General features: G+C 51.2%; 29 protein-coding genes. 15 read left to right on the top strand and 14 right to left on the bottom strand.

Annotated features, from left to right (window positions below; all coding sequences use genetic code 11):
• Positions 1 to 396 precede the first annotated feature (396 nt).
• Positions 397 to 1800, top strand: a complete 1404-nt coding sequence (locus JQ822_RS06960) for an ISNCY family transposase (protein ID WP_011152984.1) — start codon at positions 397 to 399, stop codon at positions 1798 to 1800.
• Positions 1801 to 1832: 32 nt separating this feature from the next.
• Here JQ822_RS06960 and arsH read toward each other — a convergent pair whose 3' ends face one another.
• Positions 1833 to 2537, bottom strand: coding sequence for an arsenical resistance protein ArsH (arsH, locus tag JQ822_RS06965; RefSeq protein ID WP_000130816.1), 705 nt, complete (start codon positions 2535 to 2537; stop codon positions 1833 to 1835).
• An 86-nt stretch (positions 2538 to 2623) separates the two neighbouring features.
• Here arsH and JQ822_RS06970 point away from each other — a divergent pair, with 86 nt between their 5' ends.
• Genes JQ822_RS06970 through arsC form a run of 3 tightly spaced genes read left to right on the top strand, consistent with a single transcriptional unit; the run spans position 2624 to position 4717 of the window.
• A complete protein-coding gene (locus JQ822_RS06970; RefSeq protein WP_000941305.1) occupies positions 2624 to 2944 on the top strand; it encodes a transcriptional regulator in 321 nt (106 codons plus the stop codon).
• A 45-nt stretch (positions 2945 to 2989) separates the two neighbouring features.
• A complete protein-coding gene (locus JQ822_RS06975) occupies positions 2990 to 4279 on the top strand; it encodes an arsenic transporter (RefSeq protein ID WP_000922628.1) in 1290 nt (429 codons plus the stop codon).
• Between the two features lie 12 nt (positions 4280 to 4291).
• A complete protein-coding gene (arsC, locus tag JQ822_RS06980; RefSeq protein ID WP_000065802.1) occupies positions 4292 to 4717 on the top strand; it encodes a glutaredoxin-dependent arsenate reductase in 426 nt (141 codons plus the stop codon).
• A 59-nt stretch (positions 4718 to 4776) separates the two neighbouring features.
• Here arsC and JQ822_RS06985 read toward each other — a convergent pair whose 3' ends face one another.
• The 3 genes from JQ822_RS06985 to JQ822_RS06995 form a co-directional block, all read right to left on the bottom strand.
• Positions 4777 to 5604, bottom strand: a complete 828-nt coding sequence (locus JQ822_RS06985; protein ID WP_001066652.1) for a universal stress protein — start codon at positions 5602 to 5604, stop codon at positions 4777 to 4779.
• 18 nt (positions 5605 to 5622) lie between these two features.
• Positions 5623 to 7101, bottom strand: coding sequence for a SulP family inorganic anion transporter (locus JQ822_RS06990; RefSeq protein ID WP_000927306.1), 1479 nt, complete (start codon positions 7099 to 7101; stop codon positions 5623 to 5625).
• Positions 7102 to 7666: 565 nt separating this feature from the next.
• Entirely contained in the window at positions 7667 to 8191 is a 525-nt protein-coding gene (locus JQ822_RS06995) for a GNAT family N-acetyltransferase (protein WP_213132835.1), read from the bottom strand.
• A 154-nt stretch (positions 8192 to 8345) separates the two neighbouring features.
• Between JQ822_RS06995 and tam the strand changes: the two genes are divergently transcribed.
• Together tam and JQ822_RS07005 are read left to right on the top strand one after the other, a co-directional pair.
• Entirely contained in the window at positions 8346 to 9104 is a 759-nt protein-coding gene (gene tam, locus JQ822_RS07000; RefSeq protein ID WP_213132836.1) for a trans-aconitate 2-methyltransferase, read from the top strand.
• Positions 9105 to 9214: 110 nt separating this feature from the next.
• On the top strand, positions 9215 to 9598 hold the full coding sequence (locus tag JQ822_RS07005; RefSeq protein ID WP_213132837.1) for a GFA family protein: 384 nt from the start codon (positions 9215 to 9217) through the stop codon (positions 9596 to 9598).
• Between the two features lie 5 nt (positions 9599 to 9603).
• Here JQ822_RS07005 and JQ822_RS07010 read toward each other — a convergent pair whose 3' ends face one another.
• From JQ822_RS07010 to sad, 6 genes are all read right to left on the bottom strand, one after another.
• Positions 9604 to 10518 carry a bestrophin family protein gene (locus JQ822_RS07010; protein ID WP_274608435.1) on the bottom strand — a complete coding sequence of 305 codons (915 nt, stop codon included), beginning with the start codon at positions 10516 to 10518 and terminating at the stop codon, positions 9604 to 9606.
• Between the two features lie 205 nt (positions 10519 to 10723).
• Positions 10724 to 12175 (bottom strand): tagaturonate reductase, encoded by a 1452-nt coding sequence (locus tag JQ822_RS07015; RefSeq protein ID WP_213132839.1) that lies wholly within the window; start codon positions 12173 to 12175, stop codon positions 10724 to 10726.
• Positions 12176 to 12281: 106 nt separating this feature from the next.
• On the bottom strand, positions 12282 to 12809 hold the full coding sequence (locus JQ822_RS07020) for a GNAT family N-acetyltransferase (RefSeq protein ID WP_213132840.1): 528 nt from the start codon (positions 12807 to 12809) through the stop codon (positions 12282 to 12284).
• Positions 12810 to 12890: 81 nt separating this feature from the next.
• Positions 12891 to 13250, bottom strand: coding sequence for a DUF4186 domain-containing protein (locus tag JQ822_RS07025; RefSeq protein ID WP_213132841.1), 360 nt, complete (start codon positions 13248 to 13250; stop codon positions 12891 to 12893).
• Positions 13250 to 14176: a glutaminase B gene (glsB, locus tag JQ822_RS07030; RefSeq protein ID WP_213132842.1), complete on the bottom strand. Its 927-nt coding sequence runs from the start codon at positions 14174 to 14176 to the stop codon at positions 13250 to 13252. Before glsB ends, JQ822_RS07025 begins: the two co-directional genes overlap by 1 nt.
• Positions 14177 to 14311: 135 nt before the next feature.
• The gene (gene sad, locus JQ822_RS07035; protein WP_213132843.1) at positions 14312 to 15694 is read right to left on the bottom strand and encodes a succinate-semialdehyde dehydrogenase; all 1383 of its coding nucleotides are present in this window, start codon (positions 15692 to 15694) and stop codon (positions 14312 to 14314) included.
• 102 nt (positions 15695 to 15796) lie between these two features.
• Between sad and ptrR the strand changes: the two genes are divergently transcribed.
• Both ptrR and JQ822_RS07045 read left to right on the top strand, forming a co-directional pair.
• Positions 15797 to 16672, top strand: coding sequence for a putrescine utilization regulator PtrR (gene ptrR / locus JQ822_RS07040; RefSeq protein WP_213132987.1), 876 nt, complete (start codon positions 15797 to 15799; stop codon positions 16670 to 16672).
• Positions 16673 to 16822: 150 nt separating this feature from the next.
• The gene (locus JQ822_RS07045; RefSeq protein WP_213132844.1) at positions 16823 to 18013 is read left to right on the top strand and encodes a sugar transporter; all 1191 of its coding nucleotides are present in this window, start codon (positions 16823 to 16825) and stop codon (positions 18011 to 18013) included.
• Positions 18014 to 18049: 36 nt separating this feature from the next.
• Here the strand turns inward: JQ822_RS07045 and JQ822_RS07050 are convergent, their stop codons facing one another.
• On the bottom strand, positions 18050 to 18715 hold the full coding sequence (locus tag JQ822_RS07050; protein ID WP_213132845.1) for a MarC family NAAT transporter: 666 nt from the start codon (positions 18713 to 18715) through the stop codon (positions 18050 to 18052).
• 257 nt (positions 18716 to 18972) lie between these two features.
• Here JQ822_RS07050 and marR point away from each other — a divergent pair, with 257 nt between their 5' ends.
• The 3 genes from marR to marB are packed head-to-tail and all read left to right on the top strand — an operon-like array spanning position 18973 to position 20058.
• The gene (gene marR / locus JQ822_RS07055) at positions 18973 to 19407 is read left to right on the top strand and encodes a multiple antibiotic resistance transcriptional regulator MarR (protein WP_135321790.1); all 435 of its coding nucleotides are present in this window, start codon (positions 18973 to 18975) and stop codon (positions 19405 to 19407) included.
• Between the two features lie 18 nt (positions 19408 to 19425).
• The gene (gene marA, locus JQ822_RS07060) at positions 19426 to 19809 is read left to right on the top strand and encodes an MDR efflux pump AcrAB transcriptional activator MarA (RefSeq protein WP_138140554.1); all 384 of its coding nucleotides are present in this window, start codon (positions 19426 to 19428) and stop codon (positions 19807 to 19809) included.
• A gap of 30 nt (positions 19810 to 19839) precedes the next feature.
• A complete protein-coding gene (marB, locus tag JQ822_RS07065) occupies positions 19840 to 20058 on the top strand; it encodes a multiple antibiotic resistance protein MarB (RefSeq protein WP_213132846.1) in 219 nt (72 codons plus the stop codon).
• A gap of 30 nt (positions 20059 to 20088) precedes the next feature.
• Here marB and eamA read toward each other — a convergent pair whose 3' ends face one another.
• The gene (gene eamA / locus JQ822_RS07070; RefSeq protein ID WP_213132847.1) at positions 20089 to 20988 is read right to left on the bottom strand and encodes an O-acetylserine/cysteine exporter; all 900 of its coding nucleotides are present in this window, start codon (positions 20986 to 20988) and stop codon (positions 20089 to 20091) included.
• A gap of 197 nt (positions 20989 to 21185) precedes the next feature.
• On the opposite strand from eamA, the gene ydeE reads away from it, so the two are divergent.
• From ydeE to JQ822_RS24615, 3 genes are all read left to right on the top strand, one after another.
• Positions 21186 to 22385 (top strand): efflux MFS transporter YdeE, encoded by a 1200-nt coding sequence (gene ydeE, locus JQ822_RS07075; protein ID WP_213132848.1) that lies wholly within the window; start codon positions 21186 to 21188, stop codon positions 22383 to 22385.
• Between the two features lie 78 nt (positions 22386 to 22463).
• A complete protein-coding gene (gene mgtS, locus JQ822_RS07080; RefSeq protein ID WP_003032406.1) occupies positions 22464 to 22559 on the top strand; it encodes a protein MgtS in 96 nt (31 codons plus the stop codon).
• Positions 22559 to 22687, top strand: coding sequence for a hypothetical protein (locus JQ822_RS24615; protein ID WP_446715002.1), 129 nt, complete (start codon positions 22559 to 22561; stop codon positions 22685 to 22687). Before mgtS ends, JQ822_RS24615 begins: the two co-directional genes overlap by 1 nt.
• A gap of 153 nt (positions 22688 to 22840) precedes the next feature.
• Here the strand turns inward: JQ822_RS24615 and JQ822_RS07085 are convergent, their stop codons facing one another.
• Together JQ822_RS07085 and dcp are read right to left on the bottom strand one after the other, a co-directional pair.
• The gene (locus JQ822_RS07085; RefSeq protein ID WP_213132849.1) at positions 22841 to 23761 is read right to left on the bottom strand and encodes a diguanylate cyclase; all 921 of its coding nucleotides are present in this window, start codon (positions 23759 to 23761) and stop codon (positions 22841 to 22843) included.
• Positions 23762 to 23911: 150 nt separating this feature from the next.
• On the bottom strand, positions 23912 to 25957 hold the full coding sequence (gene dcp, locus JQ822_RS07090; protein WP_213132850.1) for a peptidyl-dipeptidase Dcp: 2046 nt from the start codon (positions 25955 to 25957) through the stop codon (positions 23912 to 23914).
• 137 nt (positions 25958 to 26094) lie between these two features.
• On the opposite strand from dcp, the gene ydfG reads away from it, so the two are divergent.
• A complete protein-coding gene (ydfG, locus tag JQ822_RS07095) occupies positions 26095 to 26841 on the top strand; it encodes a bifunctional NADP-dependent 3-hydroxy acid dehydrogenase/3-hydroxypropionate dehydrogenase YdfG (RefSeq protein WP_135321784.1) in 747 nt (248 codons plus the stop codon).
• The last annotated feature ends 57 nt before the right edge of the window (positions 26842 to 26898 follow it).

A 26898-nucleotide genomic window follows, 5' to 3' on the forward strand; every position in this document is an offset into this window, starting at 1 on the left:
ACATTTGAAGCGAAGCTGACTGTGTGGACAGTGATCGGTGAGCCAGATGGTCGAGGGGATACAGCAATGGCAGACAGCTTTCCATGTCCATCAGGATCCATTGCCGTTTGCAACCCGAGATAACCAACTGATTTAGTGAATACACAAAATTGACCTCATGATTAGCATGGATATGAAGAGAATGTACTCTGTACCTAACGAAAGAAATGAGAGGGAAGTCAGAAATCACAACCTATTGATTTATCTATGTGCGGATGTGAACAGTGAAGTAAAGGACCTTTGTAATCAATTTAACATAATATACATTATGCGCACTAATGTTGTAGTAGAAAAGTTGTAATGTCCGATAATGGCTAAGTTAAGATGTCCGGCGTGTATAATCAAGTAAGGATTACCATGACGGCTCTCGCAGCGGAGTTTTTCACATTGGATGAAGTTAACCGACTCAAAATCATTCAGGATGTCATCGACCGGCGTCTGACAACACAAATGGCAGCTCAGCGGCTTGGTATCTCCGACCGTCAGTGCCGTCGTCTGCTTGCGCGTTATCGTGAAGATGGTCCGATTGGCATGACCAGCCGCCGTCGTGGTAAATCCAGTAACAACCAGTTGCCTCAGGGACTGGCCGCATACGCGCTGAACATTATTCGCGAACGCTATAACGATTTCGGTCCGACGCTGGCCTGTGAAAAACTGTCTGAGGTGCACGGTGTTCATCTTTCCAAAGAAACCGTCCGTAAGCTGATGACTCAGGCCAGTCTGTGGGTCCCACGTAAGCAACGTGCGCCAAAAATTCAGCAACCTCGTTACCGCCGTGCCTGTGCCGGTGAACTCATACAAATCGACGGCTGCGACCACCACTGGTTTGAAAATCGGGGACCTAAGTGTACGGCACTGGTTTACGTTGATGACGCAACCAGTCGTTTAATGCAGCTTCTTTTCGTGAAATCTGAGTCTACTTTCACCTATTTTGAAGCGACCCGGGGCTATATTGAAAAACATGGCAAACCGCTTGCGCTGTACAGCGACAAAGCCAGCGTATTCAGGATCAACAATAAAAATGCAACCGGCGGCGACGGCGATACCCAGTTTGGCCGTGCGATGCATGAACTGAACATTCAGACCATTTGTGCAGAAACCAGTGCTGCCAAAGGCCGCGTTGAACGGGCGCACCTGACGCTTCAGGACCGACTGGTCAAGGAGCTCAGGCTCCAGGGCATCAGTTCCATGGAAGCTGCGAACGCATTTGCCGAAGAGTTCATGAACGATTACAACCGTCGTTTCGCAAAAGCGCCTCGCCAGGAGTTTGATGTTCATCGGGAACTGGATGTCGATGACGATCTTGATATGGTATTTAACTGGCGTGAAGCTCGTAAAGTGTCGAAATCACTCACAGTGCAATACGACAAAGTCCTTTATCTGATTGAAGACAGCGAATTCAGTCGTCGGGCGATTGGTAAATACATCGATGTCTGGCATTACCCGGATGGACATAAAGAGCTCCGGCTTAATGGCGTATCACTTCCCTACTCCACCTATGACAAGCTTTCTGAAATCGATCAGGGGGCCATTGTGGATAACAAACGTCTGGGGCGGGCCCTGGAAATGGCGCAGCTGGTCCAGGCCGAGCGGGATAATAACCGGTCGCAATCCGTACCATCCGGAGACGGCCCTTCTCGCAGGCGTAAAGCTCCCACGACGAAGAAATCCCAGCGTTCCCTGGATCAGGACGATATGTTCAATGCCCTGGTGAAACTTCAGTCACGCTCTGAAGAGATATTTGGGAAGAAACCGATTTAAAGCCCGGTAATCCATCCGGGCATGCCTGGCTGTCAGATTTTGGCCTGATTGACCCGTGCCGCGAGCTCCTGATGACTCTCTTTCCTTTCGCTGTAGCGGTCGGACAGGTAGGCTGTGTGCCCTTTCAGGAGTAACGTCATTTTGAACAACTCTTCGGTAACGTCGACAATCCTGTCATACCAGGGTGAGGGTTTCATGCGCCCTTCATCATCAAATTCCTGCCATGCCTTTGGCACTGACGACTGATTGGGGATGGTGAACATCCGCATCCAGCGGCCAAGTATCCGCATCTGATTGACCGTGTTAAACGACTGTGAACCACCACAAACCTGCATGACGGCCAGCGTTTTACCCTGGGAAGGACGAACAGCACCTTCACTCAGGGGTATCCAGTCAATCTGGGCCTTCATCACCGAGCTCATGGCGCCATGTCTTTCCGGAGAACTCCAGACCATTCCGTCACACCACCTGACCAGCTCGCGGAGTTCAAGCACTTTGGGGTGACTTTCGGGCGCATCATCGGGTAACGGCAGACCGGATGGGTTAAATATTTTCACCTCAGCCCCCATCTTTGCCAGCAACCGCCCGGCCTCTTCCGCTGCAAAACGACTGTAGGACCGCTCTCGTACTGAACCGTACAGGATGAGAATTCGCGGCATGGTTTCGTTGTTGCCCGTAAGTTTGCTGGCAAGCGCATCATCAAAATAAGCCGGTTCGATTGCTGGTAAGTCGGTCATAAAAAATCTCCATTTCATAAGCTATGCTTTAAAAGTTATCACATATGAAATACCATATGTATTGTTATTTTTTTACGAGGTTAAGCATGCTACAGCCTGTTCAGCTTTTTAAACTGCTCGCCGACGAGACCCGTTCAACTATCGTGATGCTTCTCAGGGAGTCCGGTGAAATGTGCGTCTGTGACATCTGTGCGGCAACCGCAGAGTCTCAGCCAAAAATTTCTCGCCATATGGCCCTTTTACGTGAAGCCGAGCTGGTCATCGACCGTCGCGAAGGAAAATGGGTGCATTACCGACTGTCGCCACACATGCCAGCATGGGCTGCGGGTATTATTGATACAGCCTGGAACTGTGAACGAGAAAACATACGCAACAAGCTCAGTAGCGTGGCATCTGTCTCCTGCTGATGGCGATATATATATCCGAATAAACAAATGTGAATGGAGTTTCTGATGTTACTGGCTGGTGCTATCTTTTTATTCACGCTCGTCCTGGTTATCTGGCAACCCAGAGGGCTGGGGATTGGCTGGAGTGCCTCACTGGGCGCAATTCTGGCATTGCTGACTGGCGTCGTTCATCTGGGGGATATTCCGGTGGTCTGGCAGATAGTGTGGAATGCGACCGCCACCTTTATCGCCGTGATCATCATCAGTCTTCTGCTCGACGAATCCGGCTTCTTTGAATGGGCCGCGCTGCACGTTGCCCGTTGGGGGAATGGCCGGGGGCGGCTGCTCTTCACCTGGATCGTCCTGCTTGGTGCGATGGTTGCGGCACTGTTTGCCAACGACGGTGCGGCACTGATCCTGACACCTATCGTTATCGCGATGCTGCTGGCGCTGGGATTCAGCCGGGGGGCAACCTTAGCGTTTATCATGGCCGCAGGGTTTATCGCTGACACGGCAAGCCTGCCACTGATTGTCTCAAACCTGGTGAATATCGTCTCGGCGGATTTCTTTAAGCTTGGTTTCTCAGAATATGCCGCCGTGATGGTCCCGGTTAACCTGGCCGCGATTGCGGCTACGCTGGTGATGCTGCATCTGTTTTTCCGTAAGGACATTCCCGCCGTTTACGACGTTTCTCTGTTGAAAGAACCGAAAGACGCTATACGTGATGTGAATACCTTTAAAACCGGCTGGCTGGTTCTGGTGTTGCTTCTGGTGGGATTCTTCGGACTGGAGCCGCTGGGCGTACCGGTCAGTTTGGTCGCAGCCGCTGGTGCATTGCTTCTGTTTGCTGTTGCGAAAAAAGGGCATGCCATTAACACCGGTAAGGTGCTGCGTGGTGCGCCCTGGCAAATCGTTATCTTCTCGCTGGGGATGTACCTGGTGGTCTACGGCTTACGAAATGCCGGTCTGACCCACTATCTCTCTTCCTTGCTGAATCAGCTGGCAGAGCAGGGATTGTGGGCGGCAACGCTGGGTACGGGCTTCCTGACGGCCTTCCTGTCATCAGTGATGAACAATATGCCGACCGTGCTGGTCGGGGCGCTGTCGATTGATGGCAGCACTGCGACCGGTGTTATCAAAGAAGCGATGATTTACGCCAACGTCATCGGCAGCGACCTGGGGCCAAAAATTACCCCTATCGGCAGTCTGGCAACGTTACTGTGGCTGCACGTTCTGTCGCAGAAAAATATCAAAATTACCTGGGGATATTACTTCCGGGTGGGCATTGTCATGACAATCCCCGTGCTGTTTGTCACGCTTGCAGCACTGGCGCTTCGTCTGTCTTTCACTTTGTAATGAGATACTGATATGAGCAACATTACCATTTATCACAACCCGGCCTGCGGCACGTCACGCAATACCCTTGAAATGATCCGCAACAGCGGTACAGAGCCGACCGTTATTCATTATCTTGAAACCCCACCATCACGAGCTGAGCTGGTAAAACTCATTGCGGATATGGGGATCACGGTACGAGCGCTGCTGCGTAAGAATGTCGAACCTTTTGAAGCGTTAGGGCTGGCGGAAGACCGCTTTACTGACGAGCAGTTAATCGATTTTATGTTGCAGCACCCTGTTCTGATCAATCGCCCTATCGTGGTAACGCCGCTGGGTACCCGGCTATGCCGCCCTTCTGAAGTCGTGCTGGATATTCTTCCCGATGCGCAGAAAAGCGCGTTCACGAAAGAGGACGGTGAGAAGGTAGTTGATGAAAAAGGTAACCGGCTGAACTAAACGTGTTCTTGTGACGAAGGGCGAGAGAACTCGCCCTTTTTTATTTAAGATAATCAGTGCTAACGGAGGATAAGAAGCGGTTGTTGCGTCTTTTGCAGCATTTCGGAGGTATGACTACCGATAAAGAACTGCCGCAACCTGGAATGACCGTAGGCCCCCATCACTATCAGATCGACAGCATTTTCCTCGGCGTAACGAATAAGCGCGTCCCCGACTGATTGCCCGGTAAGATGTGTTGTGCTGTTTTCTATATCCGCGTCACGTAAAATTTGCTGTGCGGTCAGCAGCTCTTCCTTCTTACCGTTTACCATGACAAGGTGGCACTCCAGCCCCCTGAGTAAGGGACTCATCGTCAGACGTTCCAGGTTACTCCTGCTTTCTTCACTGCCATCATAAGCCAGCATGACTCTGGAAGGCACTGAGTAGTTCTCCGGAACAACCAGTAGGGGTTTCTTTTGCAGACGAATAACGCTTTCCAGATGAGAGCCTACCGGATGCTGGCTACCCCGACGCCCCAGCACCATGAGACGAAGGTCGCTCAGCTCTGCCAGAACTTCATCCGGTGTACCGTGTTTTTGCATCAAAAGCACATCCGGGCTTCCCTGTTTTTGAAGCAGTTCAGCACAACTTTCCAGTATTGCTTTCCCCTGGGCCATCAGCAGGCGATTACGTTGCCCTTCAATTTCTACCAGCTCATCGGTCAGCAATTGCTGACTGTCTATGCCGAGAGTGCCGGTCAGGTCTGACACTACCGGGGTGCTGTCTTTTTCGATAACGTGCAACAGTGCTAGCTGTGATTGCAAAGTGCGGGCTGCCCACGCCGCATATTCACACACTGACCGCGTTGAAAGTGAACCGTCCACACAGGCTGTAACAGTATTATTCATAGTTTTCCCTCCAGTCTGTTAATGACCGCCCATCAGTTTTTCGACTTCTTCAGGTTTATCGTGAACACCAAACCGGTCAACGATGGTGCGGGTGGCTTCATTCATCCCACGTATTTCAACCCCGGCGCCCTCTCTGCGGAACTTAATGACCACCTTATCCAGGGCGCTGACGGACGTGATGTCCCAGAAATGGGCATGTGAAACGTCTATCACCACATTCTCAATCGCTTCACGGAAATCAAAGTGGCTCGTAAAGCGGTCTGCTGATGCAAAGAATACCTGGCCGGTGACGGTATACGTCCGGCTCGTCCCCTCCAGAACTGAGGTTACACGCATGAACCGGGATACTTTAGTGGCAAAATTGAGCGAAGCAATCAGTACACCGGTCAGCACACCGAAGGCCAGATTATGTGTTGCCACCACAACCGCGACGGTGGCAAGCATGACCACGCTGGTTGAAAGGGGGTGTGTCCGCAGGTTGGCAATGGAGCGCCAGGAGAATGTCCCGATGGAAACCATAATCATCACCGCGACCAGCGCTGCCATCGGAATTTGGGAGACCCAGTTGCGCAGGAACACAATCAGGCAAAGCAGCACCACGCCCGCCGTGAGGGTTGAAAGTCGTCCGCGTCCACCGGATTTTACGTTGATAACAGATTGCCCAATCATCGCGCAGCCTGCCATTCCTCCGATAAAGGATGTGCAGATGTTCGCGATGCCCTGAGCTTTGCACTCCCTGTTTTTGTCGCTTGGCGTGTCGGTCATGTCATCCACGATAGTGGCGGTCATCATCGACTCAAGCAGGCCAACCACCGCAAGCCCCGCAGAATATGGCAGGATGATGAGCAGCGTCTGAAGATTTAAAGGCACGTCCGGGAGCAGGAAGACCGGCAGACTGTCGGGAAGTTTCCCCATATCCCCGACGGTTCGCACATCCAGATGCAGCCACATGGCAATCCCAGTCAGCACCACGATGCACACAAGCGGTGAAGGAATGGTTTTGTTGATATAAGGGAAGAGATAGATGATCCCCAGCCCTGCCGCAGTCATGGCATAAACATGCCATGTCACATTGGTCAGCTCAGGCAACTGGGCCATAAAAATCAGTATTGCCAGTGCATTAACAAACCCCGTGACCACTGAGCGTGAAACAAAACGCATCAGCCCGCCAAGCTTCAGATATCCGGCTATCAGCTGGAATACCCCGGTCAGTATGGAGGCAGCCAGTAAATACTGTAAGCCATGATCTTTCACCAGCGTCACCATCAGGAGAGCCATTGCACCGGTGGAGGACGAAATCATCGCCGGACGTCCGCCAAAGAAGGCCATAACGAGAGGAATACAGAACGCCGAGTAGAGGCCCACCTGGGGATCAACACCGGCGATAATGGAAAAGGCGATCGCTTCTGGAATGAGTGCGAGCGCGACAACAATACCGGCCAGAACGTCACCACGGACGTTACCCAGCCAGTCCTTACGCGTCGAGGACAGCAACATAGTAATTTCTCAGTTTTTAGATACAGTCAGCCCTGGAGGGCTACATTTTTACGTACGGTAAAGCACATCCGCAGACGGGATGTTATTGAGTGCGTGCTGAGGCTTGCTCAGTACGACAGAGGAAGGAAAAACTCAGGGTGGCGTAATACGCATAGCGGTTGTCAGATTCTCCATAGCGGATGTGTATATATTGTCGGCTCTGTTGTCAGGAAGAACTTACAGAACACGTCGCGTTTGAACATGAAACACTTCAAAGCAGCCCAATACTACAAATAAAGCGAATACGGGGTCAACCCAACAAGGTACTCAAACGAAGAGGTTAAGATGCGATTTTTATCCAGGAATTCAATATTATCAAAGGACATTTGAACTTTGCCCCACCCCGGACATCTCTACTTAGCTTTGACAAATGTGAGATTAGGAAAAATGAGACATCTTATGGTTATCCTTGTTCTGGTCACCAATGGTCTCTGAAAGCGTTTTCTCTGGCGACGATTCCCGTACACGATTCATCTTGCCATCAAATGTACTCAATTCTTTTCTTGATGGCTCCCCAGGTTTCTCTTCACGATGGCTGAATTCGATACAAAACGTGCCGGGAAAGCCGATGGTTTGTTGGCAGCGCAGGATGTGGAAACTCTTCCACCTTTTGCATACCGAGCCGCTGCATTAGACGCTCAGACGGCGTGTTTAATACTGATGTAAACGATACGACTTCCTTTAACGCCAGCACCGCAAAAGCATATTCCAGACAGGCTTCAGCAGCCTCCAGTGCTAACCCTTGATGCCAGTACGACTTTGCGAGACGCCAGCCAATTTCAGTACAGGGTGAAAATGGAAATTTATCAGGCTGCGGGTGCAAACCGACGCAACCGACAAACTCATGCGTTTCTTTCGACTCTACGGCCCAAAATCCCCAGCCGCGTTGTTCAATCCCTTCCCTGAATCTCTCTGCCAGGTTGTCGCTCTCCGACCTGGAAAGCGGAGCCGGAAAAAAGCACATCACATCTGGGTCCGCATTCAGATCGGCAAATGGCGCCCTATCTTTCACATCCCACTGCCTTAAAATGAGCCTTGATGTTTCAAGCATATTTTCATTCCTTATCATCATGTTATGGCTAACAGCATGCACTATGTTTGCACTCCCCATGCAAATATCTCAGGAATAAACAAAATCAGCCCATAATGTCGTAATCTTAACGTGAAGACTCAATGCGATCCCATCTTTTACTGGAGACACTTACATGGCCGACTGGAATCCCGCACTTTATCTGCAATTTGGCAGCGAACGCTCAAGGCCCGCAGTAGAATTATTGGGTAGAGTGGCATTGGAAAATGTCCGTTCAGTCGCCGATCTGGGTTGCGGTCCGGGAAACAGCACGGCATTGCTACATCAACGCTGGCCTACGGCCAAAATCACTGGCGTGGACTCATCACCCAACATGCTCAACGAAGCGCGTGTAGCATTGCCAGACTGCCATTTTGTTGAAGCAGATATCAGCACATTCCAGATGGAGCAACCTCTGGATCTGCTTTATGCGAATGCTTCATTGCAGTGGGTACCAGACCACTATGAATTGTTCCCGCATCTTGTCTCACTGTTAAACCGTAACGGCGTGCTTGCGGTGCAAATGCCGGATAACTGGCTGGAGCCGACACATGTTTTGATGCGTGAAGTCGCCTATGAACAGGGTTATCCCGATCGTGGCCGCGCGTCACTTCCCGGTGTGCATGCCTATTATGACATTTTGACTGAAGCTGGCTGTGACGTTGATATCTGGCGCACGACCTATTATCACATTATGGATTCGCATCAATCGATCATCGACTGGGTCAGTGCGACGGGCTTACGTCCCTGGTTGCAGGATCTGAGTGAAAGTGAACAGCGTAAGTATCTGGCTCGCTACCATGAACTTCTGCAGGAGCAATATCCACTTCAGGAAAACGGTAAAATCCTGCTGGCGTTCCCACGCTTGTTTATTGTTGCCAGACGTGATTATTAAGCGCATTTAATTTAACATCTATGCGCGCCCTCGCCTTTTTTTGATGAGAATCTAGTGGTAAAACGGGCCATCTGCTAGTGTCTGAAAACGTTTCATTGACGAGAGTAGTCATGTCCCAAATCTATTCTGGCGGTTGCTTGTGTGGTTCAATTCGTTTTACCGCGACGAATCCCAACAATTCACATACCTGTTCCTGTGATATTTGCCGCAAGCACACCGGCGCACCCACCGTGGTATGGATTGAGTTTAATGCCGAGAACGTGGCCTGGACTGGCACGTCGGGTCAGCCTGCAACCTGGCGCTCCTCAGAAACCTCCAGCAGAGCCTTTTGCCCGCAGTGCGGAAGTTCTGTGGGCGCCATCGATGACGCCCCTGTCATTGCACTTTTAGTCGGGGGATTTGACAATCCGGATGATGAAAACCTGGCACCAGAATTTCACTCTTTTACAGATATGAAACCGACATGGTGGAACAAAGCACATCCCGAAGACTAACACTTTTATGTCAGTTGATAATGCTTATCGGGCATGTGTTTGGCGGGAACACCCGTTTCATCATTCATTTGCAGTAAATCAATTTCGATCGCATTACAAATCGCATCCAGCGGTAAGTCGTTATTTTCTGTGCCGAACGGATCTTCAAGCTCTTCTGCCAACGTGTCGAGAGAAATAAACGTATATGAAATCAGCACTGAGATAAACGGTGTCATATAGTGCAGATCTACCACCAGGGCGAATGGCAGCATAATGCAAAACAGATAGACCGTGCGATGCAGTATCAACGTGTAGGCAAATGGCACCGGCGTATTGGCGATGCGCTCGCAGCCCGCCAGAACCGCAGACATATCATTTAACCTGTTGTTTAAACTATGAAATAATATATCAGATAGCTGACCATTACGCCTGCGCACAGCTAACCATTCGCCCATCAGCAGCAAGATACGGTTGGCCGGTGATTGGCTCGCAAAGACGATTTGCAGGTCTGACGCGCTGAGATACTTCGCCAACGGTTCGGCCTGCGGATGACGACGCAAGGTCATACGTAAACAATGAGCAAAGGCAATTTGCAGGCGTACGAACTGCCCCAGTTCGCCATCGTCCGGCAACGTGGTTTTGACCTCTCGCAGTAGCGAACGGGAGGCAATCATCAATTGTCCCCACAGGTGTCGAGCCTCAACGTAGCGCGAATAACAGGCGTTGTTGCGAAAGCCTAAAAAGATAGCAATCGCGACGCCCAGAATGCTGAATGGTGCCAGGGTAAATTTAATACCCAGCATCGTATACCATGGCAGCATAATAATGACGGCGATGGAAAGCAGGAAATTCAGCAGCAGGCGTGAAAAAATCTTGGATAGAACTGAACCATGCCAGACGAATATCAGACGCAGCCAGTGTTGTTGAGGTCGAACGATCATGGTTATCTTCGAAAAATGTGAAAGCCGCGCCATTAAACGTGATCGCGATCAATGTTGCAAGCACCTCACGGCACTAAATCCCCTTTTGTTTCTGCCTGAAAAAAAGAGGCTCTGTTGTGACAGGTTGACTCCTTAGAATAAAAAATAATGTATGTTGTAACTAATTTGATGATGTAAGAAACCCGGCCTGAACCGGGTTTGGGTATTAACACAGCGGCTTAACGGCTTCGCGCATGCCTTTAGTCAGAATCATGTCCAGATCGGCAGAAACCTGTTCTACCAACCCAGAAACCTGGGTTAGGTCCTGCTCCCAATGCTCTTTCACCGCCAGTACCGAACGCACCAACGCCTCGGTGCTTATCTGGCGATCGCGGTGCTGGCTCCACAATTGCTGGAAGCGCTCAATCCAGTGAGCATCATCCTGAACCGGGTAAGACTCACCGTTACGCTCGCCGCGGTAGAAAGCAATCAGCGCCGCCAGCGCAAATGTCAGACGCGCTGGTAATTGACCGCTGGCCTGCTGGCCCGCCAGTAATTGCGGCAAAATGCGCGTGCGGAATTTGGTCATTCCATTCAGCGCAATCGACAACAGCTGATGCTTGATGTACGGGTTACAGAATCGACCGGTCACCGCGCTGGCAAAAGACGCCAGCTCATCGCGCGGTAAATCCAGCACCGGAATGATCTCTTCATAAATGGCTTTTTCAACAAAGGCACAAATCTCTGCATCATTCATCGCCTCACCCACCGTATCCAGCCCTGCCTGCCAGGCAACCGGCACCAGCGCGGTGTGTGCGCCGTTGAGGATGGCAACTTTACGCTCTTTGTACGGTTTAATGTCATCAACAATCAGCACGTTGAGCGGATATTTATCCAAACGCAGCTCTGTCGCTAATGACTTCGGCCCCTGAATCACAAACAGGTAGAAGTGCTCCGCGGTATCGAGGAAGGCATCGTGATAACCCAGTTCAGCTTCAATCGTGGCCACTTCGTCTCGTGGGTAACCAGTCACGATACGGTCCACCAGCGTGGAGCAAAATGCGTTCGCCTTATCCAGCCATTGTACAAACGCATCCGGCAGCGCCCACTCCTGCGCGTAGCGCAGAACCAGTTCACGCAGCGCATCGCCGTTGTAATCAATCAGTTCGCAAGGAATGATTATCCAGCCTTTATCCAGGGCACCGTCAAAATGACTGTAACGCTCAAACAACAGGCGGGTCAGCTTAGCCGGATAGCTCACCGCGGGCGCATCGTCGAACTTGTCACCCGCGTGATAGCTAATTCCTGCTTCCGTCGTATTGGAGAAAACAAAACGCATATCAGGGTTGTGTGCCAGCTTCAGGAACGCATCGTATTCGCTATAGACGCTGATTTCACGGTTAACCGAGCGAATTAAACGCGCATCGCTAACGGCCTCGCCCTTTTCATTCAAACCGCGAATGATGGTGGTGTAGAGACCATCCTGCGTGCTCAGAGATGGCGGAAATGTACTTTCGATAGGACGAACAATGACCACGCCAGAATTCAAGTCGGTATGTTCATTTAGCAGATCAACTTGCCAGTCAACAAAGGCGCGCAGGAAATTTCCTTCACCAAACTGAATAATACGTTCAGGATAGTGAGCACCGGGGAAATCGCGACGATTTAGTGTTTGCACAATGGGTTCCCTTTTTGATTAGTCATACAACCTGATTGAATTGGTCCGATAGGTTAGCAAACTTTAATACCTTGAAACCCTGTTTTGATCAATCCCTGGTAACAAATTACAGCGATTTGTAGAAAAGTGTGGTGCCCGTCAGCGTTCCGTCCGGCATCAGAGCATAGTCGGGGATCACGCCTGCCTTTTGCCATCCGCAATTGTGGTAGAACAACTCCGCTCCGCTACCGGTGGCCGTATCAAGTACCAGCAGAGTTTTACGCTGCTCACGCGCAAACGTTTCCAGCGCGTCCATCAATTCCCTTGCGATTCCCGAGCGTCGCACAGACGGATGCACCAGTAATTTAGCAACGTCAGCACGATGCGGCTGGTTTTCAGGTTGATCGACAATAAGCTGAACGGTTCCCACAATCGTACCCTGCGCATTCTCAGCTGCCAGCACGATCTTTTCGCCACGGGCAGCGCTTTGCACAACGCCCATCCAGAACGGCAGCGACTTATCACGAGTGAAGGGATGAATAAAACTCACGGATGCGCCGTCATTCACGCACTGTTCAAGCACGTCGCAAAGTTCGTCGATTCTTGACAGAATCTGTTCCGCACTCAGCACTACGCAGGGTTTACCGGTCGCCATGTTTTTCTCCTTAGATTGACCCCTTGATAGTGCGTTTACCCTTCGCACAACACAAGGCGTCTTATCATAGGATTATGTTATCTATGGCTGGTTCATCTGGATCACTAACCAGTGATAAATTACCGTGACAACGTAACGTTGCTGTTCTTCGCTTAGCGGTTGCCCCTGGGGAATATCATGCCATTTTGCCAGACAGCCTCGACAGCAGGTCGCCGTGGCGTGCTGGGCGATAAATACCGGATGGCCGCGCATCGGCGTCTGCTTACCATCATGGGCCGGAAACGCCGGGGCCAGACGTTTCGCAATAAAATCCGCGGCATGTTGTTCAATAACCGGCGCGCCTTTATCCATGCAATACTGTCTTTCTTTGTCACCAAGGCGAAACCGCGAACGAAAGGTCGATTTAGCCAGTCGGGAAAAAAGAGGATCGAGCGAGTTCATTAGTAGACCGAGCGCCCCAGTTGTTGGGTTAACTGTTCCAGCACCGCAATTCCCGCCAGTGAATTCCCTGCCGGATCCAGTTCTGGGCTCCAGACCGCAATCGCCATCTCATGCGGCACGATCGCCACAATACCGCCACCGACCCCAGATTTCGCTGGTAACCCTACTCGCCACGCAAATTCACCGGCATTCTGATACATACCGCTGGTCGCCATTAGCGCATTAATTTGCCGGGCTTGCATAGGTGTGACCACCGGCTCATTAAGATGAAAGGCATGCCCCTGATTCGCCAGAAAGACAAAGGTACGCGCCAGTTCCACACAGCTCATCTTCAGCGCACAGTAGTGAAAATAGTTTTGCAAAACGGTAGCAACATCATGTTGAAAATTGCCAAAGGATTTCATCAGCCAGGCAATGGCCGCATTACGTGCCGAATGTTCAAACTCAGAGCGGGCAACCGTTGCGTCATAAGCGATATCCGCAACGCCGCTTAGCGTTCGTACAACTTCAAGCATGCGTTGACGTGGCGCACTCAGACGCCCCTGCAGCATATCGCAAACCACCAGCGCGCCAGCATTAATAAACGGGTTGCGCGGTATTCCCTGCTCCATTTCCAGCTGCACCAGAGAGTTAAACGGATGTCCTGAAGGATCTTTGCCCACACGCTGCCAAATCTCATCTTCCTGATAATGACGCATCGCCACCACCAGACTGAGCACTTTCGAGATCGACTGAATAGAGAAACGCTCTTGCGCATCGCCCGCCTGATAGTGCTGACCATCAACAGTGCAAATGGCAATGCCCAGTTTGGAACCGTCAACGGAGGCTAATGCGGGAATATAGTCAGCGACTTTCCCCTGACCAATCAGCGGGCGAACCTGCTGCACGATGGTTTCTAAGATTAAATTGTCCATGGCCCTGGCCACAACATGCTCCTTGCTCGCAGGTCTGAAAGGCCTGCGAGTATAACAGAGCTGAATACCCGGCGTCAGACCGAAGGATGGAATCTGACACTCGAGGTATGAACCAGGTCGGCATCCCCTGTGGGGACGCCCTGAAGATTAAATACGATTTTTCCAGACGGTCTGTACATTACAAAACTCATGCAGGCCAAAGTGTGAAAGCTCACGACCGAAGCCGCTTTTCTTCACCCCACCAAAGGCGACGCGAGCATCGCTGGCACTGTAACCATTAATAAACACCCCGCCACATTCCAGGCGCGCGGCCATATTCTGCGCCAGCGCCTCGTCGGCGGTGAAAATCGTTGCCGACAAACCAAACTCGCTATCATTCGCCAGCGCCAACGCATGCTCTGCGTTCTTCGCGACGGTAATTGCCGCAACCGGACCGAACAACTCCTCACGGAAAGCGGTCATCTCAGGGGTCACATCGCCGAGAACCGTTACCGCATAGTAGTTACCCTTTCCGGCAATTTTTTCGCCACCGAGTAACAACTTAGCCCCTTGCGCTAACGAGGCCTCAACCTGCTGATGCAGTTCATCACGCAGATCAAAACGCGCCATCGGGCCCAGATCGTTTTCTTCGTTCATCGGATCGCCCATTTTGAGCTCACTGGTGGCATTCACAAAACGCTGAGTAAATTCTTCCGCGATCCCTTCTTCGACAATAAAGCGTTTCGCTGCCGCGCAAACCTGCCCGGTGTTTTGATAACGCCCAGCGACTGCCGCCTTCACCGCCAGATCGAGATCGGCATCATTAAGCACAATAAACGGATCGGAACCGCCCAGTTCAAGCACGCATTTTTTCAGCGCCGCGCCTGCCTGTGCGCCAATCGCCGCACCAGCACGTACGCTCCCCGTGACCGTTACCGCCGCGATACGCGGGTCATTGATCATCTGGCTGACGCCCGCGTTATCGGCATTCACCCAACCGTAAACACCTGCGGCAACGCCCGCATCAGCAAAAACCTGCGCGATAATCGCAGCACACCCGGTTACGTTAGGTGCATGTTTTAACAGGTAACCATTTCCGGCCAGCAGAATCGGAATGGCGCCGCGCAGTACCTGCCACAGCGGGAAGTTCCACGGCATGATCGCCAGAATAGTGCCTACAGGACGATACTCAATCACCGCATTCTCCACCAGCGTGGGTTCCGGATTAAGCATCGCAGGTCCATGTTCAGCATACCAGTCACACAATGCGGCTGACTTGGTCACTTCAGCACGCGCCTGCTTGATGGGTTTACCCATTTCACGCGAGATACACTGCGCCATCTCTTCCGCACGATTACGCAGAGCTTGCCCGATATGGTGCAGCATTTGCGCACGGTGCGCCACGGTGGTGTGTTTCCATTGGTTAAATCCACTTGCCGCAAGATCAAGCGCATGGTCAATCTCATCCACGCTGGCCCACGGTATCGCCGTTATCATTTCGCCGTTAGCAGGATTGACGGAAATCGCATGTGTTGCTGATGTGATGGTCATAGCTGTCTCTCTTTTTGCAGGATATGGTGACATCATGAGCGTATTTACTCTTCCTGAAAAATGAATAATATTAACCGCACCATTCACGAATAGAGAAAAATGATGGATCTGACGCAACTGGAAATGTTTAATGCGGTGGCGGAAACCGGCAGCATTACCCAGGCTGCCGCGAAGGTGCATCGCGTGCCGTCCAATCTCACCACGCGTATTCGCCAGCTTGAAGCCGATCTCGGTGTCGACCTGTTTATTCGTGAAAACCAGCGTCTGCGGCTTTCGCCGTCCGGGCACAACTTTCTGCGCTATAGCCAGCGGATCCTCGCCCTGGTGGAGGAAGCGCGAATGGTCGTCGCTGGCGATGAGCCGCAAGGGCTGTTCTCTCTTGGTTCGCTGGAAAGCACCGCTGCCGTGCGCATTCCTGCAACCCTGGCCGAATATAATCAACGTTATCCAAAAATCCAGTTTGCGCTGGCAACAGGTCCTTCAGGCACTATGCTTGACGGCGTGCTGGAGGGGACGCTGAACGCCGCCTTTGTCGATGGTCCGATCACCCATCCGGGACTGGAAGGTATGTCGGTCTACCGTGAGGAGATGATGATTGTCACCCCTCACGGGCACGTGCCGATTCAGCGGGCCAGCGACGTCAATGGCTGCAATATTTATGCTTTTCGCGCCAACTGTTCCTATCGCCGTCATTTTGAAAGCTGGTTTCACGCCGATCGCGCAATGCCTGGCACTATCCACGAGATGGAGTCCTATCACGGGATGCTCGCCTGCGTGATTGCCGGGGCGGGAATAGCATTGATTCCACGGTCGATGCTGGAAAGCATGCCGGGGCATCATCAGGTTAATGCCTGGCCGCTGAGCGAAAACTGGCGCTGGCTAAATACGTGGCTGGTCTGGCGTCGGGGGGCGATGACGCGACAGCTGGAAGCGTTTATTGAGGTACTGAAGCCCCAGCTGTCGCAGAATGCAGATTAGCTATATCCGGGTGATTAAAACTCACCCGCCCCCCCCTTCTCGTTAGCAGACAGAAAAACGTGACTTGAATCACGAAATGATTGTATTTTCACCAGTAAACGTTTTAAGATCGTGACCTCACCTTTTCGCAGCTAACCCGATTTATTTGATATGACAACAAACACTGTTTCCCGCAAGGTCGCGTGGCTACGGGTCGTTACGCTTGCTATCGCCGCATTTATTTTCAATACCACGGAATTTGTCCCCGTCGGTTTACTCTCCGACATCGCGCAAAGTTTTAATATGCAGACGGCGCAGGTCGGGATCATGCTGACAATCTATGCCTGGGTTGTCGCCCTGATGTCACTGCCCTTTATGCTGCTGACCAGTCAGGTAGAACGACGTAAGCTCCTGATTTGCCTTTTCACGTTGTTTATCGCCAGTCATGTGCTCTCTTTCCTGGCATGGAATTTTACCGTGCTGGTTATTAGCCGTATTGGGATTGCCTTCGCACACGCGATTTTCTGGTCGATTACCGCATCGTTAGCCATTCGACTGGCGCCTGCAGGTAAACGCGCGCAGGCATTGAGTCTGATTGCCACCGGAACCGCGTTAGCGATGGTGTTGGGTCTGCCCATTGGGCGTATTGTCGGTCAGTATTTTGGCTGGCGCACAACCTTCTTTGCTATCGGCGTTGCCGCGTTAGCCACCCTGCTCTGCCTGATTAAACTGCTGCCAAAACTGCCGAGTGAGCATTCAGGTTCATTACAAAGCCTGCCGCTGCTGTTTCGCCGCCCGGCACTGACCAGTATTTATTTGCTGACAGTGATTGTGGTGACCGCGCACTACACGGCTTACAGCTATATCGAACCTTTTGTTCAGACCGTCGCCGGACTGAGCGCCAGCTTTGCTACCGTACTGTTACTGGTTCTGGGCGCGGCGGGCATTATCGGCAGCATCATCTTTGGCAAGCTGGGTAATCAGCATGCTTCCGGGCTGATAAGCGCAGCTATTGCGTTGCTGACGGTATGCCTGGTGCTACTTTTACCGGCCGCTGACAGCGAAATTCACCTTGCCATACTGAGTATTTTCTGGGGTATTGCCATCATGGTGATAGGTCTGGGGATGCAGGTGAAAGTCCTGGCACTGGCTCCGGATGCCACCGACGTCGCCATGGCGCTGTTCTCTGGTATCTTCAATATTGGTATCGGCGCGGGTGCACTGGTGGGAAATCAGGTGAGTTTACACTGGTCGATGTCCACGATCGGTTACATCGGCGCGATACCGGCGCTGGCAGCGCTGATATGGTCAGTAATTATCTTTCGTAAATGGCCGGTCGCACTGGAAGAACAGCCTCAGTAATAAGAATGGCCCGGCATCACATACCGGGCCAATTGCTTACACGTAGGTTTTAATAATTTCCAGCACGCCGTTAATAATAAACTGCACGCCCATACACACCAGCAAAAAGCCCATCAGACGGGAAATGGCTTCGATGCCCCCTTTGCCGACCAGACGCATTATCCCGCCAGAGCTGCGCAGGCAACCCCACAGAATAATCCCAACCACCGCAAAAATAATCGGCGGCGCGACCATGATCACCCAGTCAGGAAACTCAGAACCGTGACGCACGGCCGAGGCCGAACTGATGATCATTGCAATGGTTCCCGGACCGGCAGTGCTCGGCATTGCCAGCGGGACAAAGGCGATATTAGCCGTGGGTTCGTCTTCCAGCTCTTCGGTCTTGCTTCTCGCTTCCGGAGAGTCATGCGCTTTCTGCTGCGGGAATAGCATCCGAAAACCGATAAACGCAACGATTAACCCGCCCGCAATACGTAATCCGGGAATCGAAATCCCGAAGGTATTCATGACCAACTGTCCGGCATAGTACGCCACCATCATGATGACAAACACGTAGACAGACGCCATTAATGACTGACGGTTACGCTCTGCGCTATTCATATTGCCGGCAAGGCCGAGGAACAACGCCACGGTAGTTAACGGGTTCGCCAACGGTAACAGGACTACCAGTCCCAGACCTATGGCCTTAAACAAATCCATCATAATGTCATCTTTCCTGTGCGTTAATCGTCAGCGGCAAGTATACGGTGAAACCACCGTGTTAAGCCATTTTAGCGATGTAAGGATTCGTTTTGTGCCTTTACGCATAAGTCAGTGTTATCAGAATCTTGAAAAGAAACGGCAGTGAATGAGCTCCTGAGGTTTTAGCAAAACGTGGCATTCGCCGACTCATTCATTTGACTTATATTTGCCTGAGCAATAATATCAGCCGTGACTAACTACTTGCCAGGGCAACCATTGTGAAAAGCACCAGTGATCTGTTCAACGAAATCATCCCACTGGGCCGCTTGATCTATATGGTTAATCAGAAAAAAGATCGTTTGCTAAACGACTACCTGTCACCGCTGGATATCACTGCATCGCAATTTAAGGTGCTCTGCTCCATCCGTTGCGCGGTGTGTATCACCCCTGTCGAATTGAAAAAAGTGCTGTCTGTCGATCTTGGCGCGCTGACGCGAATGCTCGACAGACTGGCCTGTAAAGGCTGGGTTGAAAGACTTCCTAATCCACATGACAAACGCGGCGTGCTGGTGAAACTCACCGAGCATGGCGCGACAATTTGCGAGCAGTGTCATCAATTAGTCGGGCAAGACCTGCACCAGGAACTAACAAAAAACTTAACGGCGGACGAAGTGGCAACGCTTGAGCATTTGCTTAAGAAAATCCTGCCGTAAACAGAAAGAGGTATGACGATGTCCAGACGCAATACTGACACAATCACTATTCATAGCATTTTGGACTGGATCGAAAATAACCTTGAATCCCCACTGTCACTGGAAAAAGTGTCGGAGCGTTCAGGTTACTCCAAATGGCACCTGCAACGGATGTTTAAAAAAGAAACCGGCCATTCATTAGGCCAATACATCCGCAGTCGTAAAATGACTGAAATAGCGCAGAAATTAAAAGAAAGTAACGAGCCGATCCTGTATCTGGCGGAGCGTTACGGCTTTGAGTCTCAGCAAACGCTGACCCGGACCTTCAAAAACTATTTTGATGTGCCGCCACATAAGTACCGTATGACAAATATGCACGGCGAATCGCGGTATTTGCATCCGCTTAACCAATGTAACTGCTAATCGCCTGTAAAAGACGTAACCGAGGAAATCATGAAAATTCTGTCATCTGCAATGCTGGCCCTGCTGCTTGTTGTTTCGGGTCAGAGCATGGCGGAACAAACCGCGCAACCTATAACGGCCAACAATCGCGATGCGATGATTATGCCGCCTGCGCAGGAGCAGTCCCCGTTTGATTTTAATCATATGGGTGCGGGCAGCGATAAGTCCGACGAGCTGGGTGTGCCGTATTACAACATGCGCAGTTTGTAACTCATTTTGCCCCGCCGCTGCGGGGCTTTTTTATCCCCTCATCTGCACAACCTTGCGCAAACGAAAGCCGAACACGTTGATGTACAACCCCGCCATAATCAGCAACGCGCCGATAAGCTGTAATCCGCTTAGCGTTTCATCCAGCAACACTGCCGCACTCGCCAGCCCAACGACCGGCACTAATAACGACAGCGGAGCCACACGCCAGGTCTCATAGCGTCCCAGTAGCGTTCCCCATATGCCGTAACCCACAATCGTCGCCACAAACGCCAGATACACCAGCGAGAGGATAGTCGTCATATCAATGTGAACAAGGCTGTCCACGATTTGATCTGAGCCATCAAGGATTAGCGATGCCAGAAAGAACGGCGCTATCGGGATTAATGCACTCCACACCACCAGCGACATCACTGCCGGGCGGGATTCATGCTGCATAATTTTCTTGTTAAAGATATTGCCGCAGGCCCAGCTCAGCGCCGCCGCCAACGTTAGCATAAAGCCGAGCATCGCCACATGCTGCCCATTCAGACTGGCTTCGATCAGCACCAGCACGCCAAACACTGCCAGCGCAATACCCACCAGTTGCTTACCCTGTAAACGTTCACCAAAAGCGAATGCGCCCAGCACGATGGTGAAAAATGCCTGCGCCTGTAATACCAGTGATGCCAGTCCGGCAGGCATGCCAAATTTAATGGCGCTAAACAAAAACGCGAACTGGCCAAAGCTGATGGTCAGGCCATAGCCGAGCAAAAGCGAGAGAGGGATTTTCGGTCGGGCAACAAAGAAGATAGCCGGAAATGCCACCAGCAAAAAACGCAACCCCGCCAGCATCAGCGGCGGCATATTGTGCAGGCCCACTTTGATGACGACAAAATTCAGTCCCCACACCACCACGACCAGTAATGCTAACAGTCCGTCTTTACGCGACATTCCCCGCCCCTGTAAATATTAAATTTTTGTAAACAAGCTAAAGTAACGGAAATCGTTGCCCGGCAACAGATCATTAATTCAGGTAGGGTTAACCAGGCATTTTCGGACAACTTATTGAGTATACATCACACATTTGCCATGCTATTTCTGTTTGAAATTTAATAAAAACATAACAACATGCATTGTCGGGCAGGAAAATGAATACCACTCTGAGAAGGTCCACCTTCGCGTTACTCGCCTCATCACTGTTATTAACAATTGGACGTGGCGCCACGCTCCCGTTCATGACCATCTATCTCAACCGTCAGTACGGGCTGAGCGTCGATCTGATTGGTTACGCCATGACGGTCGCCCTGACCATTGGCGTCATCTTTAGTCTTGGCTTCGGTATCCTGGCTGATAAGTTCGATAAGAAGCGCTATATGCTGCTGGCGATTACCGGCTTTGCATCCGGCTTTATCGCGATTCCGCTGGTGCATAACGTGGTCGTGGTGGTGCTGCTTTTTGCCCTGATCAACTGCGCCTACTCCGTCTTCGCCACGGTGCTGAAGGCCTGGTTTGCCGATAATCTCTCCGCCACCAACAAAACCAAAATTTTCTCGCTTAACTACACGGTACTGAATATTGGCTGGACCGTGGGTCCGCCGCTCGGCACGCTACTGGTGATGCAAAGCATCAACCTGCCGTTCTGGCTGGCTGCGTTTTGTTCGGCCTTCCCGCTGGTGTTTATCCAGACCTGGGTAAAACGTTCACAAACGCCATCCGAAGGGCTGAACGCGTCGGTATGGTCGCCTTCGGTACTGCTGCGTGATAAAGCCTTATGCTGGTTTACCCTGTCCGCATTTTTGGCTTCGTTTGTTGGCGGCGCGTTTGCGTCGTGCATTTCTCAGTACGTCATGGTCGTCGCTGACGGTGATTTCGCGGAAAAAGTGGTGGCGGTCGTCCTGCCCGTTAACGCGGCGATGGTGGTTACGCTGCAATATGCCATCGGACGTCGCTTGTCCACCACCAACATCCGCCCGCTGATGGCTGGCGGAACGTTGTTCTTTGTGCTGGGTTTGGTGGGGTTTATCTTTTCCGGCAACAGCCTGCTGATGTGGGGCATTTCTGCGGCGTTTTTCACTATCGGCGAGATAGTATACGCGCCGGGCGAATATATGCTTATCGACAACATCGCCCCGGCGGGGATGAAAGCGAGCTATTTCTCTGCCCAGTCGCTGGGCTGGCTTGGCGCAGCGTTTAACCCGTTAGTCAGCGGCGTTATTCTGACGACCCTGCCTTCCTGGTCGCTGTTTGTGGTGCTGATGATCGCCATCATCCTGGCCTGGATACTGATGCTAAAAGGCATGCGAGCCAAAGCGTGGAACCAGCCCGCCGTCGGTTCAACCTTTGTTTAAGGTTAAATTGCTACTATAGTCATTAACGGGGTGACATTAAGGTAAGAGAGGAAACTCACAAATACAGGAGTATTGACTATGCTGGGTAATATGAATATTTTCATGGCCGTTCTGGGAATTATTTTATTTTCTGGTTTTCTGGCCGCTTATTTTAGCCACAGATGGGATGATTGATGAACGACGACAGTCCTGAACCGAACCGGCCCCTTGTTGCATCACTGCTCAAGGGGCCATTTTTTTGCATGTTCCCGTCCCCTGAACACTTATTACCTGAACGACAGGTAAAAAAAACCGCCGGATAAACCAGCGGTAAATGCTTGCATGGATAGATTTGTGTTTTGCTTTATACGTTATCAGGCAATTCCCTGCACAGATAACGAATAGTTAGCAAACTCTATCATCGACTACCCCAATGAAAGTTAAACGAAACGAAATCATCTCAACAAATCTCACGTTCAGACACGCGTCGTTATCCGATCGTTGGTGCTTACCAGCGTGACTTGTTCGTGTTCATCCATAAACATACAGCGATTCCTGCCAGTCTGTTTCCCTTCATACATGGCTCTGTCAGCACGCCCGAGCGCCGTATCCAGCGTTTCTCCCTGATGAACTCTGGTAATGCCTGCCGTTACCGTGATGCTGATCTCCCCCTCCGGGTACGGAATTTTTTTTTGCCCAATGAGATGACACAGACGCAAGCCCGCCTGGCAGGCCTGCTCATCTGTCTTTGTTTTAATCAGAATAATAAACTCTTCACCACCGTAACGATACGCAACCTCATCATATCGCGTCCACGACAATAAATTCGATGCCAAAGTACGTAGCACGACGTCACCCACCAGATGACCGTAGTTATCGTTGACATATTTAAAACGGTCAATATCCAATATTAATAAATACATATTAAGAGATTTGGTATCGAGTAATTGCTGGTCAAAAGACTCATCAAGCATTCTTCTACCGGGTAACCCAGTTAACACATCAATATTACTGCGAATATTAAGTAAATAAATTTTATAGTCCATTACAGCAGACGTAAAAGCCAGTAGCGCATCCTGGAATCTGTCGAAATGCCATGACTGGCTACGTTCTTCCACTATTGCCAATAGCAACTCTTTACCTAATAAATGCATTTGTTCATGTGCTGCATTTATCTTACTCACATAACTATCATCTTCGTCATCCTGTGCCAGACGCGAGTTAAGCCACTGTCCGAATTGACAGGCATGGTGCGAATTTTGGCCCGAAATATCCACCTGAGTGACATCAGATGACACCATGCAGCGAAACATTTTTACTAACCATTTATAGTGAGCATCAATTGAGTGATTCAGATCAAGCAAGATTGAATCTATTTCTGCCGTTTTCCTCATCATCACGGCTTCCTTCCCTGTGTGAGTATTGTTGATATACAATAGTTTAACGGCAATAAAGAAAAGTTATGTAAATTTATTAATAGTAATTAATATGCGGATTCTGGATTAGGGTGAGTACGGTCAGAGAACCACCTGACCGTACTCTCTCGATTACTGTTCTAATCCCCGGTTGCGCAGCATCGCATTAATTCCGGGCTCTCGCCCCCGCCATGCCGGATATAATCCGTGCAAATCAGAGCTATTACCACGAGAAAGAATTGCCTCACGGAAATATTGGCCATTTTCTCGTGTTAAACCGCCGTTTTCGACAAACCACTGGTAGCCGTCGTCGGCCAGCATTTGCGTCCACAAATAAGCGTAATAACCTGCCGCGTAGCCGCCACCGAAAATATGAGCAAAATAACTGCTGCGATAGCGTGGCGGTACAGCCCGAATATTAAGGCCTTCCGCTGTCAGCGCCTGCAGTTCAAATTCCTCTACTGACAGAGCAGAATCAGTGTTTTGCAGACTGTGCCAGTGCATATCCAGTAATGCGGCGCTGAGCAACTCGGTCATATCGTAGCCTTTGTTAAACAAGCTGGCCCGCTGCATTTTATCCTGCAACTCCTGAGGCATTTTTTCACCAGTTTCTACATGGCGCGCATAGCGGGCAAAGACCTGCGGATGGCTCGCCCAGTGTTCATTAATTTGTGAGGGGAATTCGACGAAATCTCGCGGGGTATTGGTTCCTGAGAGCGTCGCATAGCGTTGGCTGGCAAACAGGCCGTGTAAGGTGTGTCCAAACTCGTGAAACAGCGTGATAACATCATCCCACAGCAGCAAGGCTGGCTTGCCCTCGGCGGGTTTCTGATAGTTACAGACGTTGTAAATGACCGGTCTGGTTTCGTTAAGCACCGATTGCTCAACAAAATTCCCCATCCATGCGCCGCCGCTCTTTGATTCCCTGGCGAAGAAATCGCCGTAGAACAGCGCCAGTCCCGTGCCATCGTGATCAAAAATTTCCCATACCCGCACATCCGGGTGATAAACAGGGATGTCGAAACGTTCGATAAACTTAATGCCATAGAGCTGATTTGCCGTCCAGAATACACCTTCATTCAGCACCGTATCTAAAGCAAAGTAGGGTTTAAGCTGCGCCTCATCGAGGGCATATTTCTCACGGCGAACCTGTTCGGCATAGTAGGCCCAGTCCCAGGCCTGCGCATTAAAATCCCCCTGTTCTGTGTCTATGGCTTTCTGGATTTCAGCCAGCTCATCGCAGGCTCTCTGACGCGCAGCCGGAGCAATAGCCCGCATAAAATCGAGCGCCGCCTCGGACGTTTTTGCCATTTGATCGGCAATTTTCCATGCCGCATAGTGCGCAAAACCGAGTAACTTCGCCTGCTGCGTTCGGATTTCCACCAGCCGCTGGACGATGGCGCGAGTATCGTTGGCATCGTTATGCTCAGCCCGCGCCCATGCACGGGTAAACAAATTCTCTCGGGTCTGCCTGTCGTGTAACATGGCGAGCGCAGGCTGTTGCGTGGTATTCAACAGCGGGATAACCCAATGGCCCTCAAGTCCTTTTTCTCTCGCGGCGGCCGCCGCCATGGCGATCGCTTCCGGGCCTAATCCGTCCAGCTGGCGGACATCATCAACCACCAGGGCACCTGATTTATTCGCCGCCAACAAACGCTGATTGAACTGGCTTGTCAGGGTGGCCGATTCGGTGTTCAGCGCTTTGAGGCGCGCTTTATCTGTTTCACGTAGTCGGGCACCGGCCAGGACAAAACGCTGATGAACAACCTCCAGCAGACGTAATGACTCTGCGTCCAGCCCTAACGAGGCACGCTGTTGCCAGACGGACTCAACGCGCGCGAAAAGCGCAGCGTTGAGATAAATATCATCCGCCAGCGCCGCCAGCTCAGCAGAGAATTCTTCATCAAGACGCTGTAACTCATCATTGGTATGCGCCGCCGCCATGGCAAAGAAAACGCTGGTCACGCGCGTCAACAACGCGCCGCTCTGCTCAAGCGCCAGCAGCGTATTGGGAAAATCCGAAGCCTGTGGGTTTTGCACAATGGCATCAATTTCCGCGCGCTTTTGCTTTACGCCCTCATCAAAAGCAGGACGATAATGATGCACTTCTATGCGATCAAATTGCGGGGCCTGATAAGGCAAAGTGCTTTGACGTAAAAAAGGATTCGTTAACAACATCTTTCACTCCTGAAAACGATTTGTTTACTAGATTAGGCTTCCGGGGAATCGACCGCAATCACGTTACGCAGCATTAGCTCTGAACAGAATTGACGTGGTATGGTAATAGCACATAAAAAGCGTTGAGGAACAGTGAGATGATCGTTTTAGTAACCGGAGCAACAGCAGGTTTTGGTGAGTGCATTACGCGTCGTTTTATTGAGAATGGGCATAAGGTAATTGCCACCGGACGCCGTCAGGAGCGCCTGCAGGAACTGAAAGATGAGCTGGGCGATAACCTGTATACCGCACAACTTGACGTACGTAATCGCGCCGCTATTGAAGAAATGCTGGCCGCCTTACCTGCTCAATGGCGCAACATTGATGTTCTGGTCAACAACGCCGGTCTGGCGCTGGGTCTTGAACCAGCCCATAAGGCTAACGTTGACGACTGGGAAACCATGATCGACACCAACAACAAAGGATTGATTTATATGACCCGCGCCGTCCTGCCGGGCATGGTCGAGCGCAATCGTGGCCATATTATCAATATCGGTTCAACCGCGGGTAGCTGGCCCTATGCCGGGGGTAACGTGTACGGCGCAACGAAAGCATTTGTTCGCCAGTTTAGCCTGAACTTACGTACGGACCTGCACGGCACCGCAGTGCGCGTGACCGATATTGAACCGGGTCTGGTTGGCGGCACGGAGTTCTCTAACGTGCGTTTCAAAGGCGACGATGAGAAAGCCGTCAAAGCCTACGAAAACACCACCGCGCTGACACCGGAAGATGTCACTGAAGCCGTGTGGTGGGTGGCTTCGCTGCCTGCGCACGTCAACATTAACACCCTCGAAATGATGCCTGTTGCACAGTCCTTTGCAGGTTTGAGCGTTCACCGGGGTTAATTTTTGTACCCGGCCTCGGGCCGGGTACAGATACCACCGAATAAGTGATAAAGTATT

Origin of the sequence: Citrobacter sp. FP75, from assembly GCF_018342065.1 — a bacterium.
Taxonomy (GTDB): domain Bacteria; phylum Pseudomonadota; class Gammaproteobacteria; order Enterobacterales; family Enterobacteriaceae; genus Citrobacter.

Excerpts from the sequence above, each read along its gene's own strand:
- JQ822_RS07020 (WP_213132840.1), bottom strand. The coding sequence starts at position 12,809 with ATGGCGACCGGTAAACCCTGCGTAGTGCTGAGTGCGGAACAGATTCTG.
- arsC (WP_000065802.1), top strand. The coding sequence starts at position 4,292 with ATGAGCAACATTACCATTTATCACAACCCGGCCTGCGGCACGTCACGC.
- JQ822_RS06985 (WP_001066652.1), bottom strand. The coding sequence starts at position 5,604 with ATGAATAATACTGTTACAGCCTGTGTGGACGGTTCACTTTCAACGCGG.
- JQ822_RS07045 (WP_213132844.1), top strand. The coding sequence starts at position 16,823 with ATGACAACAAACACTGTTTCCCGCAAGGTCGCGTGGCTACGGGTCGTT.
- tam (WP_213132836.1), top strand. The coding sequence starts at position 8,346 with ATGGCCGACTGGAATCCCGCACTTTATCTGCAATTTGGCAGCGAACGC.
- arsH (WP_000130816.1), bottom strand. The coding sequence starts at position 2,537 with ATGACCGACTTACCAGCAATCGAACCGGCTTATTTTGATGATGCGCTT.
- ydfG (WP_135321784.1), top strand. The coding sequence starts at position 26,095 with ATGATCGTTTTAGTAACCGGAGCAACAGCAGGTTTTGGTGAGTGCATT.
- JQ822_RS07050 (WP_213132845.1), bottom strand. The coding sequence starts at position 18,715 with ATGATGGATTTGTTTAAGGCCATAGGTCTGGGACTGGTAGTCCTGTTA.
- JQ822_RS06990 (WP_000927306.1), bottom strand. The coding sequence starts at position 7,101 with ATGTTGCTGTCCTCGACGCGTAAGGACTGGCTGGGTAACGTCCGTGGT.
- JQ822_RS07085 (WP_213132849.1), bottom strand. The coding sequence starts at position 23,761 with ATGATGAGGAAAACGGCAGAAATAGATTCAATCTTGCTTGATCTGAAT.
- marA (WP_138140554.1), top strand. The coding sequence starts at position 19,426 with ATGTCCAGACGCAATACTGACACAATCACTATTCATAGCATTTTGGAC.
- eamA (WP_213132847.1), bottom strand. The coding sequence starts at position 20,988 with ATGTCGCGTAAAGACGGACTGTTAGCATTACTGGTCGTGGTGGTGTGG.
- JQ822_RS07010 (WP_274608435.1), bottom strand. The coding sequence starts at position 10,518 with ATGATCGTTCGACCTCAACAACACTGGCTGCGTCTGATATTCGTCTGG.
- JQ822_RS07025 (WP_213132841.1), bottom strand. The coding sequence starts at position 13,250 with ATGAACTCGCTCGATCCTCTTTTTTCCCGACTGGCTAAATCGACCTTT.
- mgtS (WP_003032406.1), top strand. The coding sequence starts at position 22,464 with ATGCTGGGTAATATGAATATTTTCATGGCCGTTCTGGGAATTATTTTA.
- ydeE (WP_213132848.1), top strand. The coding sequence starts at position 21,186 with ATGAATACCACTCTGAGAAGGTCCACCTTCGCGTTACTCGCCTCATCA.
- JQ822_RS06960 (WP_011152984.1), top strand. The coding sequence starts at position 397 with ATGACGGCTCTCGCAGCGGAGTTTTTCACATTGGATGAAGTTAACCGA.
- JQ822_RS06970 (WP_000941305.1), top strand. The coding sequence starts at position 2,624 with ATGCTACAGCCTGTTCAGCTTTTTAAACTGCTCGCCGACGAGACCCGT.
- ptrR (WP_213132987.1), top strand. The coding sequence starts at position 15,797 with ATGGATCTGACGCAACTGGAAATGTTTAATGCGGTGGCGGAAACCGGC.
- marB (WP_213132846.1), top strand. The coding sequence starts at position 19,840 with ATGAAAATTCTGTCATCTGCAATGCTGGCCCTGCTGCTTGTTGTTTCG.
- dcp (WP_213132850.1), bottom strand. The coding sequence starts at position 25,957 with ATGTTGTTAACGAATCCTTTTTTACGTCAAAGCACTTTGCCTTATCAG.
- sad (WP_213132843.1), bottom strand. The coding sequence starts at position 15,694 with ATGACCATCACATCAGCAACACATGCGATTTCCGTCAATCCTGCTAAC.
- JQ822_RS24615 (WP_446715002.1), top strand. The coding sequence starts at position 22,559 with ATGAACGACGACAGTCCTGAACCGAACCGGCCCCTTGTTGCATCACTG.
- JQ822_RS07005 (WP_213132837.1), top strand. The coding sequence starts at position 9,215 with ATGTCCCAAATCTATTCTGGCGGTTGCTTGTGTGGTTCAATTCGTTTT.
- JQ822_RS06975 (WP_000922628.1), top strand. The coding sequence starts at position 2,990 with ATGTTACTGGCTGGTGCTATCTTTTTATTCACGCTCGTCCTGGTTATC.
- JQ822_RS06995 (WP_213132835.1), bottom strand. The coding sequence starts at position 8,191 with ATGCTTGAAACATCAAGGCTCATTTTAAGGCAGTGGGATGTGAAAGAT.